The 15,117-nt window shown below is 43.9% G+C and carries 11 protein-coding genes; 9 read left to right on the top strand and 2 right to left on the bottom strand.

Features of this window, described 5'->3' with window-relative positions; genetic code table 11:
• Positions 1–49: 49 nt before the first annotated feature.
• The 4 genes from SJY28_RS05805 (at position 50) to SJY28_RS05790 (ending at position 4,331) form a co-directional block, all read left to right on the top strand.
• Positions 50–1,399, top strand: a complete 1,350-nt coding sequence (locus tag SJY28_RS05805) for a homoserine O-acetyltransferase (protein ID WP_379544936.1) — start codon at positions 50–52, stop codon at positions 1,397–1,399.
• Positions 1,396–2,004, top strand: coding sequence for a methionine biosynthesis protein MetW (gene metW, locus SJY28_RS05800; RefSeq protein ID WP_057758464.1), 609 nt, complete (start codon positions 1,396–1,398; stop codon positions 2,002–2,004). Before SJY28_RS05805 ends, metW begins: the two co-directional genes overlap by 4 nt.
• A 412-nt stretch (positions 2,005–2,416) precedes the next feature.
• On the top strand, positions 2,417–2,998 hold the full coding sequence (locus SJY28_RS05795; protein WP_057758462.1) for a tetratricopeptide repeat protein: 582 nt from the start codon (positions 2,417–2,419) through the stop codon (positions 2,996–2,998).
• 334 nt (positions 2,999–3,332) lie between these two features.
• Entirely contained in the window at positions 3,333–4,331 is a 999-nt protein-coding gene (locus SJY28_RS05790) for a rhodanese-related sulfurtransferase (protein WP_379544934.1), read from the top strand.
• A 149-nt stretch (positions 4,332–4,480) separates the two neighbouring features.
• Here the strand turns inward: SJY28_RS05790 and serA are convergent, their stop codons facing one another.
• The gene (gene serA / locus SJY28_RS05785) at positions 4,481–5,707 is read right to left on the bottom strand and encodes a phosphoglycerate dehydrogenase (RefSeq protein WP_114701151.1); all 1,227 of its coding nucleotides are present in this window, start codon (positions 5,705–5,707) and stop codon (positions 4,481–4,483) included.
• Between the two features lie 336 nt (positions 5,708–6,043).
• Between serA and SJY28_RS05780 the strand changes: the two genes are divergently transcribed.
• Positions 6,044–7,480, top strand: a complete 1,437-nt coding sequence (locus SJY28_RS05780; protein WP_379543784.1) for an FAD-binding oxidoreductase — start codon at positions 6,044–6,046, stop codon at positions 7,478–7,480.
• A gap of 92 nt (positions 7,481–7,572) precedes the next feature.
• On the opposite strand, the gene SJY28_RS05775 is transcribed toward SJY28_RS05780, so the two are convergent.
• Positions 7,573–8,202 carry a BLUF domain-containing protein gene (locus SJY28_RS05775; protein ID WP_379543783.1) on the bottom strand — a complete coding sequence of 210 codons (630 nt, stop codon included), beginning with the start codon at positions 8,200–8,202 and terminating at the stop codon, positions 7,573–7,575.
• Positions 8,203–8,739: 537 nt separating this feature from the next.
• On the opposite strand from SJY28_RS05775, the gene SJY28_RS05770 reads away from it, so the two are divergent.
• The 4 genes from SJY28_RS05770 to lspA all read left to right on the top strand — a co-directional run bounded on the left by SJY28_RS05770 (position 8,740) and on the right by lspA (position 15,063).
• Positions 8,740–10,377 carry a carbon-nitrogen hydrolase family protein gene (locus SJY28_RS05770; protein ID WP_102094613.1) on the top strand — a complete coding sequence of 546 codons (1,638 nt, stop codon included), beginning with the start codon at positions 8,740–8,742 and terminating at the stop codon, positions 10,375–10,377.
• 176 nt (positions 10,378–10,553) lie between these two features.
• Positions 10,554–11,102, top strand: coding sequence for a protein disulfide oxidoreductase (locus SJY28_RS05765; RefSeq protein WP_379543782.1), 549 nt, complete (start codon positions 10,554–10,556; stop codon positions 11,100–11,102).
• Between the two features lie 450 nt (positions 11,103–11,552).
• Positions 11,553–14,414, top strand: coding sequence for an isoleucine--tRNA ligase (ileS, locus tag SJY28_RS05760; protein ID WP_379543780.1), 2,862 nt, complete (start codon positions 11,553–11,555; stop codon positions 14,412–14,414).
• Positions 14,407–15,063, top strand: coding sequence for a signal peptidase II (gene lspA / locus SJY28_RS05755; protein WP_379543779.1), 657 nt, complete (start codon positions 14,407–14,409; stop codon positions 15,061–15,063). Before ileS ends, lspA begins: the two co-directional genes overlap by 8 nt.
• Positions 15,064–15,117: the final 54 nt, after the last annotated feature.

The raw sequence follows: 15,117 nt of genomic DNA, 5'->3' as shown, positions 1-15,117 counted from the left end.
ACAACCTCACCCTAATAGCTCAGCCAATACCGACAATGCTGCAGGGTCTGTGGGTGTCGTTACACCTCAGAATTTTCATTTTGCTGAGCCCTTAACGTTAGAATGCAACCGTACCCTGCCCTCGTTTGACTTGATGGTAGAGACTTACGGTACGCTCAATCGCGATAAATCAAATGCGATTCTGATTTGCCATGCGTTATCGGGTAATCATCATGCAGCTGGCTTCCATAGCGCTGATGACAAAAAAGCAGGCTGGTGGGACAACATGATTGGCCCTAATAAAGCGATTGATACCAATCAGTTCTATGTGGTGTGTGTCAATAATATCGGCAGCTGTTTTGGTTCAACAGGGCCTACCACTATTAATCCTGATAGTGTTAGTTCGGACAGCCTTGATGCAAATAGCAGCGATGAGCCACAAGTGTATGGCCCTGATTTCCCGCTGATTACCATCAAAGACTGGGTAAAAACTCAAGCAATGCTTTCAGATCGTTTAGGCATTGACGTTTGGCACGCCATCGTTGGTGGCTCAATGGGCGGTATGCAAGCGCTACAATGGTCTGTTGATTATCCAGAGCGATTAAAGCGCTGTGTGGTCATCGCCAGCACGCCAAAGCTATCTGCTCAAAATATCGCCTTTAACGAAGTGGCACGCCAATCTATATTATCCGATCCTGACTTTAAAGATGGTCGCTATATACAGGAAGGCACTTATCCTCGTCGCGGACTGATATTGGCGCGTATGGTTGGCCATATTACCTATCTAACTGATGACGCGATGAAAGCAAAATTTGGCCGTGATTTAAAATCAGGCAAATTTATGTATGGCTACGATGTCGAATTTCAGGTCGAAAGCTACCTACGCTATCAAGGCGAGCGCTTTAGTGAAAATTTCGATGCCAATACCTATCTGCTCATGACCAAAGCCTTAGATTACTTTGATCCGACGCGCGACTATCCAATACGCGACTACCCATCAACCGTAGCAAAAGATACTACAGAGTCGGCAGTACAAATAGAAGACTCAATCGCGGCGTCAGTCGAATCTAGCAAAGCGAATGCACAGAGTGAATTAGAAGGTGCAGTGACGACGATTGAAGATATTGAGTCTGATCGTCAGCAAGAGCTTTCTGCACTTAAAGCTGCCTTTGCCCATACACAATGCCAGTATCTGGTCGTGTCATTTACCACTGACTGGCGCTTTGCACCTGAGCGCTCGCAAGAGATTGTCGATGCGCTAATGGCCACTGGCAAACCAGTCAGCTATATCAATATTGACGCGCCGCACGGACATGACTCTTTCTTATTTGATATTCCTCGCTACATGGGTGCAGTTAAAGGATTTTTGACTGCGCCATTTATTACCCCTAGCCGCTCAGCCACAGGAGAACGCTCATGAGAATGGACCACCAACTGGCAGAGCGCTGGATTGCGCCGCAAGCACATGTACTGGACTTAGGTTGTGGCAATGGCGAGCTACTTGCCCACTTACAGCAAAAACTAGGCGTAACAGGTTACGGACTAGAGATTGATGAAGACAAAATCAATGAGGCAATTGGCAATGGCTTGTCAATTGTTGAGCAGGATCTCAACGATGGTCTAGCGCGCTTTGCTGATAACAGCTTTGACACGGTCGTCATGGCACGTGCCCTACAAGCAGTAAAAGCACCTGACGAGTTGTTGCTTGATATGCTGAGAGTTGCTCGTGAAGCAGTCATCACCTTTCCTAACTTTGCGCATTGGCAAAACCGTATTCATTTAGGGCTAAAAGGTATGATGCCTGTCTCTGAAGCACTGCCTTACGAATGGTACAACACGCCAAACATTCACCTATGTACCTTCAAAGATTTTGAGCTGTTGTGTGCGCAGCATGATATTCATATTATTAACCGTTTTGCGGTTAGTGATTCTGAAAAAGGTCACACACCGCTAATGAAAGCTTTAATAAGACAAGCCCCTAACTTGTTAGCAGACGTCGCTATCTACCGAGTGACCAAGAAATAGCCGCTAAATTATCAGCTGTCTTTATGTTTTATAGAATGTTAAACAGTGCTGTAAGTACTGATATTAACCTTAATAGATTGTTAACTTAATATAATTTTTTAGTAACTGTCTGATTTTGTTAAGGACAATCAGGTACAAACGTCTATTAGACCTTGTAATTAGTATTTGAGTTTCGTAAGTTTGGGTGTTAAGCTAGCAAAATATTGTCAGCCACCCCACTATTACGACCGTTTGTCTAATCAGTTAGGGTGAAATCTCTGGTTTAGAGATGACAACCCCTTTTGCTAATGATTAGGTAAGTTCATATCGCAAGATTCCACCTAATTGTTATCGCCGTCTGACTGTCTTTAGCGAGACAATGTTTAGCGGTACAATTTTTTTTGCTTATTAACTGCCTAATTTTGGAGCTGCTATGAAATTATTAAAAGCTGCGTTGTTTACTGCATTATTTTCTTGTGCTGGTTTAGCCAATGCTGAGTTAATATCAAACGTACCGCTTGATACCTCACGTTTTGAGCTTATGCCTGTGAGCGAATTGTCTAGTCGTGCCGCTCAAGGTAACGATCACGCTCAGTTCTATTTGGCCAAGCGTTTGCAAAAAGGTGAAGGTATTGCTCAAAATACCCAACAAGCAATCCAGTGGTATACAAAAGCGGCTCAGCAAGGTGTTGCCCCTGCTCAGTTGAATCTTGCCATCATGTATTTGCGCGGTGAAGGTGTACAGCCTAACTTGCAACAAGCTCGTCTGTGGTTAGAAAAAGCTGCAATGCGTGGCGATAACCGTGCCAGTTACACGCTTGCGTTATTAGATGAAAAGCAAAAAAATCTGGTCGATGCCTATAAATGGTATGACTTAGCTGCCCGTGATGGCATGCTAGACGAAAAAGTCCGTAACAAAGCGCGTGGTAAAATTGGTCAGTTGGCATTAAACTTATCAAGTGATGATATCGCCAGTGCTCGTAGCAAAGCAGATACTTGGTTCCAGAGTAAATAGTATCTAGTTTTCGTATTACGAATTGAATATAAAAAAAGCTCAGTATTTTACTGGGCTTTTTTGTTTTTTATCATATTCATCAGTGGTCGAACGTTTTCTATAACAAGAATCCAAACATTACAAACTATTCAAAACTCTAGAAAAATTTGCTACACTACGCGCGCATTAATCAATTCCACAATTTTGTTAATGCTTTAACCTGAAAAGATACTTTAACCCCAACGCACTAGGTTTGCGACCTAGCCAGCAGGAGAAAGACATGAGCACCTCTCAAGATAGTAATATCAAAGAAACCGCGATAATTGACAACAATTCAGCCCCTGTATACGATAGTGTGAATAATAATATCGTCGTCGCCGCGCTATATAAGTTTACGCGCTTTGCTGATTTTGAACAGTATCGTGAGCCTATCTTAAACACTATGCTCGATAACGATGTGAAAGGTACGTTGTTGCTTGCCAGCGAAGGCATTAACGGTACGATTTCTGGTACGCGTCAAGGTATCGATACCGTACTTGACTACCTGCGTAGTATTGAGGCGATTGGTACGTTTACCTTCAAAGAATCCTATACTGACGCACAGCCTTTTTATCGCACTAAGGTGAAGCTGAAAAAAGAAATCGTTACCATGGGTGTCGAGAATATTGATCCATTGGAATCCGTTGGTCGCTATGTAAAACCAAGCGAGTGGAATGCGTTGATCTCAGATCCTGAAGTCACCTTAATCGACACGCGTAACGACTATGAAGTGCAAATCGGCACCTTCCAAAATGCAGTCAACCCAAATACTGAAACGTTCCGCGAGTTTCCAGAATACGTTTCAAAAGAGCTTGATCCAACCAAGCATAAAAAAGTGGCGATGTTCTGTACAGGTGGTATCCGCTGCGAAAAATCTACTGCCTATTTACGCGAGCAAGGGTTTGAAGAGGTCTATCATTTAGAAGGCGGCATCCTAAAATACCTTGAAGAAGTCCCTGCTAGTGACTCTATGTGGCAAGGCGACTGCTTTGTTTTTGACAACCGTGTGTCAGTAAACCATAACTTGGAGAAAGGCAGCTACGAGCAGTGTTTTGCATGCCGTATGCCGATCACTGTCGATGAGATGCAAAGCCCTGCCTATATCAAAGGCGAGTCATGCCCACACTGTATCGACAAAGCGACCGACGAGCAGAAAGCCCGTTTCCGTGAGCGTGAGCACCAAATGCAGCTAGCCAAGAAGCGTGGTGAAGCCCATATTGGTAGCGACGTGATGGATGTAATCGAAAAACGTAAAGCTGCTAAGACGGAAGCTCGTCTACAAGTGGAAGCTGCAAACAACGCTAAAGCAAACTAAACTTAGTATTAGTACAATAAAAAAGAAGTGAAATAAAAAAGAGAGGCTCTAATCAATAGAGCCTCTCTTTTTTTATGATAAATCTTCAATGCGTATCAAAACTATTAGCACTGATATAGTTAATCCAATTTGAAAGCGGATTGACTATATTAGAATAAGATACGTACGCGGATAGTCTCTTCTACATCTTTTAATTGGTCTAGTGCAGCGGTCGAATCATTGTAATCGACATCCATCACTAGATAACCAACATCACCTTCTGTCATCAGGCTCTGCGCTAGGATGTTAATGCCAGCTTCAGCAAATAAACGGTTAATCTGAGACAGTACGCCTGGTACGTTTTTGTGAATGTGTAGTAGACGATGCGAGTTTTCTTTGAACGGAATAGAAACTTCTGGGAAGTTCACAGCAGTCGCCGTATCACCTTGGTCAGAGTATCTAACAAACTTATCTGCTACTTCTAGTCCGATATTGGCCTGTGCTTCTTGTGTTGAACCACCGATATGCGGCGTCAAAATCACATTATCAAACTTACGTAGTGGTGACTCAAACTCTTCGTCAGCTGATTTTGGCTCTTTTGGGAACACATCGATAGCCGCGCCCAAAATTTTACCAGACTCAAGCGCATCCGCCAGATCATCAATCTCGACGCACGTACCGCGAGCCGCATTGATAAAGTAGCTGCCTTGTTTCATCTGAGCGAACTGCTCAGCTTTCATCATATAGCGAGTGCTTGGTACATCAGGCACATGCAATGTCACGATATCAGCCGTTGATAGTAGCTCTTCTAGGCTACCAACTTGTACCGCGTTGCCTAGCGGCAATTTGGTCACAGCATCATGATAAATGACTTTCATACCGAAGCTTTCTGCTAAGACAGATAGTTGCGATCCAATAGAACCATAACCGACGATACCGATGGTCTTGCCGCGCACTTCGTGTGAGTTAGTCGCAGACTTACCCCAGCCGCCGCGATGTACGGTTGCATTCTTCTCAGGAATACCACGGTACAGCATAATGGCTTCTGCCAATACTAGCTCAGCTACCGAACGGGTGTTCGAGAATGGCGCGTTAAAGACAGGGATACCAAGATCACGAGCGGCGTCTAGATCTACTTGGTTAGTACCAATACAAAAACAACCAATGCCGATAAGCTTGTGTGCGTGCTCAAGTACTTCACGCGTCAGCTGAGTGCGCGAACGAATACCGATAAAGTGAGCATCTTTGATCTTTTCAATCAGCTCGTCTTGATCTAAAGCGTGACTGATATTCTCGATGTTGTGATAACCAGCTCCTTCCAATACTTTTAGGGCATTGTCATGTAGACCTTCAAGCAATAAAAACCGGATTTTGTCTTTTTGTAGTGATAACGCCATATGAGAACTGTCCTATAATTGTTTTATAAGATTACCTGTTGGATAATCTATGATGGAGGAAACGAAAACAGTCCCGATATCTTACACAAAATTTGAAGTCGATGTTAGCAGATTAGATGAATTATTGGTTATCAGGCCTGAAAAATTTTTATGCTATAGTGAATTATTCTGTTTGAAACCGCTCGAATCAATTATTACTTACTTACCTCTTCTTATAGGTAAAAATTATCATCCACTTATTACCTCTACGAGCTGACTCACCACTGAATTTATAGTTATTTCCCTATATAATAAGCAGTCCCAGCATCGTGCTTACGCCAATATTGAGATTTGACCATGACGCCAACTACCGCTCAGAACACATCAGAAACCAATGCCGTGCAAACCATCTTGAGCACGCTCACTGATACCCATGACTTTGATCCAACCCAAATTAAAACTGACGCTGTGAGTCTAGAGCATTGGGGTAAAGACTGGACCAAACACTTTGCTCCTGCTGCTGCTGCCATCGTCTTTCCAAAGACCACTGAACAAGTACAGACTATCGTACTGCTTGCCAATGAGCACAACGTCGTCCTCACCCCAAGTGGTGGTCGTACAGGCCTGTCTGCTGGTGCCGTGGCTGCTAATGGCGAGATAGTCGTTAGCATGGATAAAATGAACCAGATCGGACAGTTCTATCCTGCCGATCGCATCGTTGAGATTGAAGCAGGTGTGGTCACCCAGCAGTTGCAAGAATTCGCTGAATCAAAAGACTTATACTATCCTGTCGACTTTGCCTCAGCAGGATCAAGTCAAATCGGCGGCAACATCGGTACCAACGCTGGCGGTATCAAAGTCATTCGCTATGGCATGACCCGTCAATGGATCATGGGTCTGACTGTCGTCACTGGTAAAGGCGATATCTTGCAGCTAAATCGCGGCATGGTAAAGAACGCCACCGGCTACGACTTGCGCCAATTGTTCATCGGTAGTGAAGGCACGCTTGGCCTTGTCACTCATGCGCAAATCAAACTTGAACGTCAACCACAAGACTTAAATGTCATGGTGCTTGGCATGGACAGCTTTAACGATGTGATGAACGTACTCTCTGCCTTTCAAGCACAAATTGATTTGACCGCTTTCGAGTTCTTTGATGATGTAGCGATTGATAAGCTGATGGCACATGGTCAAGTACAAGAACCGTTTGAATCACGTACCAAGTTTTATACGCTATTAGAGTTTGAAGCACCATATGAGCCTATCATGGACAAAGCCATGGCCATATTTGAGCATTGTATGGAGCAAGGTTGGGTCGTCGATGGGGTGATGAGTCAAAATCTCACACAAGCGGCAGAGCTATGGAAGCTACGTGAGTATATCTCAGAGACCATCTCAGTCTTTACGCCTTATAAAAACGACGTGTCTGTGCTTATCAGCCATGTACCGACCTTTATCGAAGAGATTGATCATATTGTCAGCAGCAACTATCCTGACTTTGAAGTTTGCTGGTTCGGTCATATTGGCGATGGTAATTTGCATTTGAATATATTAAAACCTGAGAATATGAGCAAAGATGATTTCTTTGCAGAGTGTCAGGTCGTCAATAAATACGTGTTTGAGACGGTACAAAAATATGGTGGCTCAGTGTCTGCTGAGCATGGGGTGGGTATGACGAAGAAGCCGTACTTGCACTATAGCCGCAGTGAGACTGAGATTGAATACTTAAAAGAAGTCAAAAAAGTATTCGATCCAAACAACATTATGAACCGTGGTAAAATTTTTGATATGTGATTAGTACTCTAAACGCTTAACCCAAATAAAAAGACGCTAACCCGAAAGGCTAGCGTCTTTTTTATGAATTTATAATTCGCAAAAACTACGATTTATAAATATAACAGTATTAGTGCAACGACCAGTAATATGCTCAAAAACCCTTGAATAATCAGAAATGCCTGATGCGGTGCCGCGATATGACGCACCATATTACCCAATGCATTATAAGTAATACCTGCTGCTTTAAGGTGGGGTGGGCTATCGAAAGTTTTGATAATTTGCAAAAACTGCTCAGTTCGATCAGACGACCAACCATGCGGCGCAAAGGGTAAAAACGGAGATAGTTGTACGGCCTGTTTCTTGGTCGCGGGGGACCACAACCAACGCTCTAAAAACAGCAAGCGCATACGCCAGTCGGCAAAGCTGCGATGATTGATAACTTGTAATAGCAATACTTCTACATTCTTATGACGACTATCGACAAAGATACGCTCTTGCAGATTAAATACGTCTGATTTTTTGCCTTCGATACATTGCAGAAAATGACCATTACCGTAGCATAGCGTGCCTGTGATGTTATGCTGCTGATTGTAGTTACGTGCGTGGCCTTCTACTTCATCAAAAATAGAGGTACTCAAACGCGAGCCAAGAGTCAGCGTACTGACATAAACCAACTGAACCAAAGCGGAGTCATCTATGTCATCCCACTTCATGATTCTATTGGTATGATTTAAAGGCATAATAAAATAATCCTAAGAAGCCGATGAGATACGGCTAAACGAAACAAGCAACACAATACTATGCCTGAGTTGAACCAAAAAACTGACTCACAAAAACGTAGCAAATATTTACTACGTGAGACTGTTATTACCGTTACAGCTTGCTATGATAACAAGCAAAACAAAAGGTGCTGATAGATATTATTTAGATTCTATATTGAGATAATAAATAGCAAGACAGTTGTAGGTACAATGATAATGCAAAGTTAGGCGCTTATCGGTGCTCACAAACCTAATAGGTATAAAGCAATATAGAATGCGGCAGTCGCTATCCTTTAGCCCTCTATGTTAGCCAAAAACAGTACTAAATAGAGTGAGCAAAACAGCCTAATATATCAACATAACCTATTGTAAATATGGCAATAAATTATTGTAACGACAATATCTTCCTATTGGAATGTTTTTATTACTTTTTTGCACAAAAATCGGCACATCAATGTGCTATGACACCATTATTTGATACCACTACATTCGATAGCTATTTAAAACAGGAAACTTATGAGTAAGATGGAAAAACTAGATGATTTTCACCTCACAATTGCTGAGATTAAGAAAAAAGATTATCCACAATTAAAAGCCTTGATGGATCGTGTCTATGTAAACTTGGGTGGCGCTTGGTCAAAGACAACCATTCATACTTTGATTGACGCGTTCCCTGAAGGTCAGATTGCTTTGTTTGATCATGATCAGCTGATTGGTATTGTGCTCTCTATGCGCGTTGACTATGCCAAGTTTTCAAACCCGCATACCTATGACGATTTGATTGGGCAAAAAGAAATCATTAGAGACAATCCAGAAGGTGATGCAATCTATGGTTTAGATGCGCTCATCGACCCTGATTATCGTGGCTACCGCCTCGGTCGTCGTCTGTATGATGCACGCAAGGAGCTATGCCGACAGTTGAATTTCCGTGCTATCTTAGCCGGCGGACGCATACCTAACTATCATAACCATAAAGATCTGACTCCAGGCGAATATATTGATGCCGTTGAAAGCCGTGAAATCCACGATTCAGCTTTGTCGTTCCAGCTATCTAATGGCTTTATCGTTAAACGTATTTTGACCGCTTATCTGCCAGATGATAAGCAATCAAAAGGCTTCGCTACCTTGCTTGAGTGGGCAAATATCTACTACGAGCCGAAAGACTATAAGCCTAATACTCGCAAGTCTGAAGTACGTATTGGTGGTATTCAGTGGCAGATGCGTGAAGTCGAATCACCTGAAGAATTACTGCAACAGGTTGAGTTCTTTGTCGATATCATGGCTGACTACAACTCAGACTTTGCCTGCTTACCTGAGTTTTTCAATGCGCCATTGATGGGTCTATGTGAAGAAACCGATCAAAATATTGCCATTCGATTTTTAGCGGGTTATACCGAGTGGTTCAAAAATGAAATCTCGCATTTAGCCGTCAGTTATAACGTCAACGTCATTACCGGTTCGATGCCGTTATTGGACGAAGACGATACCTTATATAACGTCAGCTATCTGTGCCGCCGTGATGGTACGGTTGAAGAGCAACGCAAAATTCATATTACTCCGCATGAGCGCAGTGCTTGGGTAATCGAAGGTGGCGATGAAGTCAAAGTATTCGACACGGATGCGGGTCGTATCGGCATCTTGGTCTGCTACGATGTTGAGTTCCCTGAGCTTGCACGTCTAATGGCACTCGATGACATGGATATCTTGTTTGTGCCCTTCTGGACTGATACCAAAAACGGCTATCTACGTGTTCGCCACTGCGCGCAAGCCCGTGCTATCGAAAACGAATGTTATGTGATGATTTGTGGTTCAGTGGGCAACTTACCGCAAGTTGAGAGTTTGGATATTCAATACGCTCAGTCATCGATTTTTTCACCGTCAGATTTTGCGTTCCCGCATGATGCGATCATGGCAGAAACCACTGCCAACACGGAGATGGTATTCTTCTCTGATGTAAACTTAGACAAGCTCACTCACGTTCGTCATGAAGGCTCAGTACATAACTTAATCGACCGCCGTGATGATTTGTTCAGCTTAAAATGGAAGCGCAAAGCTAAAGTGCCAGCGAGTAAGTTGAGTGATGAGCAGCGCCGCGAAAATTCAGGCAGCGTGCTGATTGGCGACCCATTACAAAACCGAGCACAAAAGCCATAATAGGTTGACGTAGTACACTTATAGTAGACTTTATAAATAATACGGCTGAATTTCAGCCGTTTATTTTTATCTGCTGTCTACTCTTTGTGCAATGACCATATAGGCAATTACGATAAGATAAGCAGTAACGATAAGCCATCATTTGAAAACAATATGCAAATTAAAAAGCGGATGTCATGACGACCGATATTGAGCAAGCAGAAGTAAAGCCAAAGAAGCAGCCGAAGCGAAAGATCATTTCGATACTTAAAACGATAATGTTATATGGTCTCATGTTTGTTGTGATCTATAGCGTGGTCAATTGGTGGCGACAGCCTGTCATGCCTGCCAACCCTCAGTTGCAACTGACCGATTACCAAGGACAAACTATCGATCTAGCAGCGATGAGTCATGAGCGGCCTACGCTGGTATACTTTTGGGGTACGTGGTGTTCAGTCTGCAGCTTTACCTCACCCACCATCAATAAGTTAGCAGCAGATAATTATCCCGTTGTCACTGTTGCCGTACAGTCCGGCTCAAATCAAGAGTTACACAGCTACCTCGATCAGCATCAGTTTGATTTCACCACCATAAATGATCAACAAGGCGATATCTTTGCGGATTGGCAAGGACAAGTCACACCGTCCTATGTGGTATTAGAGAATGGCGAGATGACACAAGGGCTAACAGGGATTCAGCCATTATGGTCATTGAAACTGCGCTTATGGTTGGCGTCTGTTTTTTAGCAGTTGAGTCGTACTGTATGTTTCAATGAATAAGCATTTAAGGAGCTTATAGCTGCATCTTTGCTAAGGATATATGACACAGATAAACGATTGATATTGGACAAAATTGGGTCGACCTCGCACAGCTCTTTTTACCCTACCCTTTTTGTCATATAATAGCTGCCGATCTAAATATTTTTTTGAATTATTTTTACTAGCATATTTTATGTTGCAATCGTCTCGTTACCATTTATTATTGACGTAACTATTTACCGACTAATGAGCGACAATTGGTATTTATTGACATGATGGTTGATAAACCGACTATGATGAGCAATATACCTACTATTAGTAATTGAATAATATCGACACAGCATTAACCTCAGCACTATATTGAAATACATTGAACATCGAGCCTTGTATCCGGTTTTGAACCGACACACAAACCTACCTTTTAAAAAGATACCTTCTATGACTGATAAAAGCACTGACACACCAAACCAAGATTACAAAGACACGCTGAACCTTGCGGATACGCCATTTGCGATGCGCGCAAACCTTGCCAAGCGCGAGCCAGATTGGCTTGCTGCTTGGGAAGCAGATGACGTGTACGGTAAAATTCGTCAGGCGCGTGCTGGTGCAACCAAATATATTTTGCACGATGGCCCTCCATACGCCAACGGTCAGATTCACTTGGGTCACGCGGTCAATAAAGTACTAAAAGACATTATTGTCAAATCAAAAACCTTATCAGGGTTTGATGCGCCTTATGTCCCTGGTTGGGATTGTCATGGTCTGCCAATCGAACAAAAAGTCGAAGCCAAGGTCGGTAAAGTTGGTCAGAAAGTGTCTGCTACCGAATTCCGTGGTCTATGCCGCGAATATGCGAGCACTCAGATTGAATTGCAAAAGGCAGACTTCAAGCGTCTAGGCGTGTTCGGTGATTGGGACAATCCTTATCTGACCATGAACTTCCATCAAGAAGCCAACATCGTACGCGCGCTTGCCAAGATCTATGACAATGGTCATGTGACTCGCGGTATGAAGCCAGTCAACTGGTGCTTGGACTGTAGCTCTGCTCTCGCAGAAGCTGAAGTAGAGTACCAAGACAAAGTTTCTGACGCCATCTATGTCAGCTTTGATGTGCTCGGTACGGACAAAGTAGCCGCATTGGCAGATATCGCAGATAATATCGCTGCCGTTATCTGGACGACAACGCCATGGACGCTGCCTGCTAACCAAGCTATCTCAGTACATCCTGAGCATAACTATAGTGTGGTTGCTACCGAAAAAGGCAACCTGCTACTAGCAGCCGATCTTGTAGAAACGGCGTTGAACGAACTCAAACTAGAAAATAATGGCATCTTAGCAACCGTATCAGGCAGTGAGCTTGAAGGATTGAACGCTCAGCATCCACTGATTGCAGACCGTCAAGTGCCACTCATCTTGGGCGATCATGTAACCACCGATAGTGGTACTGGTTTAGTGCATACTGCACCCGGTCATGGTCTAGACGATTATATCGTTGGTCTAAAATACAACTTACCAGTGGAAAACCCAGTGAGCGGTACGGGCGTTTATCTAGACAGTGCTGCGGTATTTGCAGGTGAGCACATCTATAAAGCCAATCCAAAAATTATTGCCGCATTGCACGAGAACGGCCATTTAATCAGCCATACCAAAATTGAACACAGTTATCCGCATTGCTGGCGTCACAAGTCACCGATTATTTTCCGTGCCACGCCGCAGTGGTTTATCAATATGGAAACCAAAGGCCTACGTGCTCGCGCGCTTGCTGATATTCCTACAGTCAACTGGACACCAGCATGGGGACAAAACCGCATCGAAGCGATGATGACGGGTCGCCCTGACTGGTGTATCTCACGTCAACGTACGTGGGGCGTGCCAATTACTTTCTTCACGCACAAAGAAACAGGCGAGCTGCATCCAAACACGCTTGAGCTGATGGAAACTGCCGCGCAAAAAATCAATGAGGGTGGTGTAGAAGCGTGGTTTGATGCTAGCTGTGAAGACTTCTTAGGTAGTGAAGCCGCTGACTATGACAAAGCAACGGACACATTGGACGTTTGGTTTGACTCAGGCACAACGCATTTCGCCGTACTTGAGCAGCGCGATGAATTAACCAACCCAGCTGACATGTATTTAGAGGGTTCTGACCAGCATCGTGGCTGGTTCCAGACGTCATTACTGACGTCGGAAGCCATGTATGAGCGCCCACCGTTTAAGCAAGTATTGACCCATGGTTTTGTGGTCGATGAAAACGGTCGTAAGATGAGTAAGTCACTGGGCAATATCATCACGCCGCAGGAAGAGATCAACAAAACGGGCGCGGACATGTTGCGCCTGTGGATTGCTTCTAGTGACTATCGTTACGAGATGAGCGCTGGTAAAGCATCATTTAAAGGGGCAATAGATCAATATCGCCGTATCCGTAATACATTACGCTTCTTACTTGCCAATACCGATGACTTTGATCCAGCGACTGACAGCATCGATGTCAACGAATTGGTCAGCCTTGATAAATTCATCATTGAGCGCGCGCAGACCGTACAAGCACAAATTATGAACGCTTATGATGCGATGGACTTTCACCAAGTCACTCAGCATGTGACGGCGTTTTGTTCACAGGACTTGGGTAGCTTTTATCTAGATATCATTAAAGATCGTCAGTACACCACGCAGGCGGATGGCCAGCCTCGTCGCTCTGCACAGACGGCCATCTACCACATCACTCATGCACTGATTCGCTGGATCACACCAATCCTATCATTCACGGCGCAAGAGGCATGGGAAGTACTGAACCAACGTGAGGCTGACAAAGGCGGCTACGTGTTTACTCAAGAGTGGTACGAGTTCCCAGCATTTGAGCTAAGCGCCATCAGCAATGATGACTGGCAGCGTATTATGTTTGCCAAAGACATGGTAAACAAGCATATCGAAACCGCACGTGGTGAAAAAATCATCAATGCAAACTTATCTGCCGATGTGAGCCTATACGCTGACGGTGCCATGTATGAAAGTCTAGCCAAGCTTGATGAAGAACTGCGCTTTGTACTCATCACTAGTAACGCAGAACTAAAGCCAATGAGCGAAGCACCTACTGATAGCACTGTACAGGTAGATGAAGCAACCGAAACGAATACAGAAGAGGCTGTCGATTTAGTGGTACAAGTTAGCGCTGCCACTGGTACTAAGTGCGTACGCTGCTGGCACATCCGTGATGACATCGGCATAGATAGCGCGCACCCTGAGCTGTGCGCGCGCTGCGTGACCAACGTCAGTGGCGATGGTGAGGTGCGCCATTATGCCTAACCCAACGGATACACCTGACAGCCAGCACGATCAGCAGCCGCAAGCTGAGGTTGATCAGTCGCCCAAGCCTGCTCATGCAACCACGGGTAGCTCAACCACACCTAGAAGCCGTCTGAACAAGTCAACAAATAGGACACCAAAGCTGGTGGCAAATGGCAGTCGTGCTTTTGTATGGTATATATTGGCATTGGTTATTGTCATTATCGATCAGTGGACCAAATGGTTGGCAGAAACCAAACTGACCTTTCATGATCCAGTGCCGGTAATTGAGCCATTTCTCAATTGGACACTCGCTTACAACTATGGCGCAGCTTTTAGCTTTTTGGCAGATGCTGGCGGTTGGCAGAAGTGGTTTTTTTCAGGACTGGCTTTACTAATGTCATTGTTTCTAATCATTTATCTGATTAAAGCACCTCGCAAAGCCACGCTGTTATCTTTTGGCCTAGCCTTAGTATTGGGCGGTGCAGTTGGTAATTTAATCGACCGCTTATTACATGGTCATGTGATTGATTTTATCCATGTGCATTATGCTGATGTTTGGCATTATCCGATTTTTAATATCGCGGATATTGGTATTTCTATCGGTGTATTATTGATTGTCATTGATATGCTGTTTTTGGAAAGGAAGCGTGAAATGCCACGGTCATAATTGTGTGTAGTTAGATAAACCAGTTCAATTCATAAACAAAAAAGGTGGGTTACG

Origin of the sequence: Psychrobacter sp. R86515, assembly GCF_042466315.1 — a bacterium.
Classification (GTDB): Bacteria; Pseudomonadota; Gammaproteobacteria; order Pseudomonadales; family Moraxellaceae; genus Psychrobacter.
This window is presented reverse-complemented; position numbering and strand designations above follow the sequence as displayed.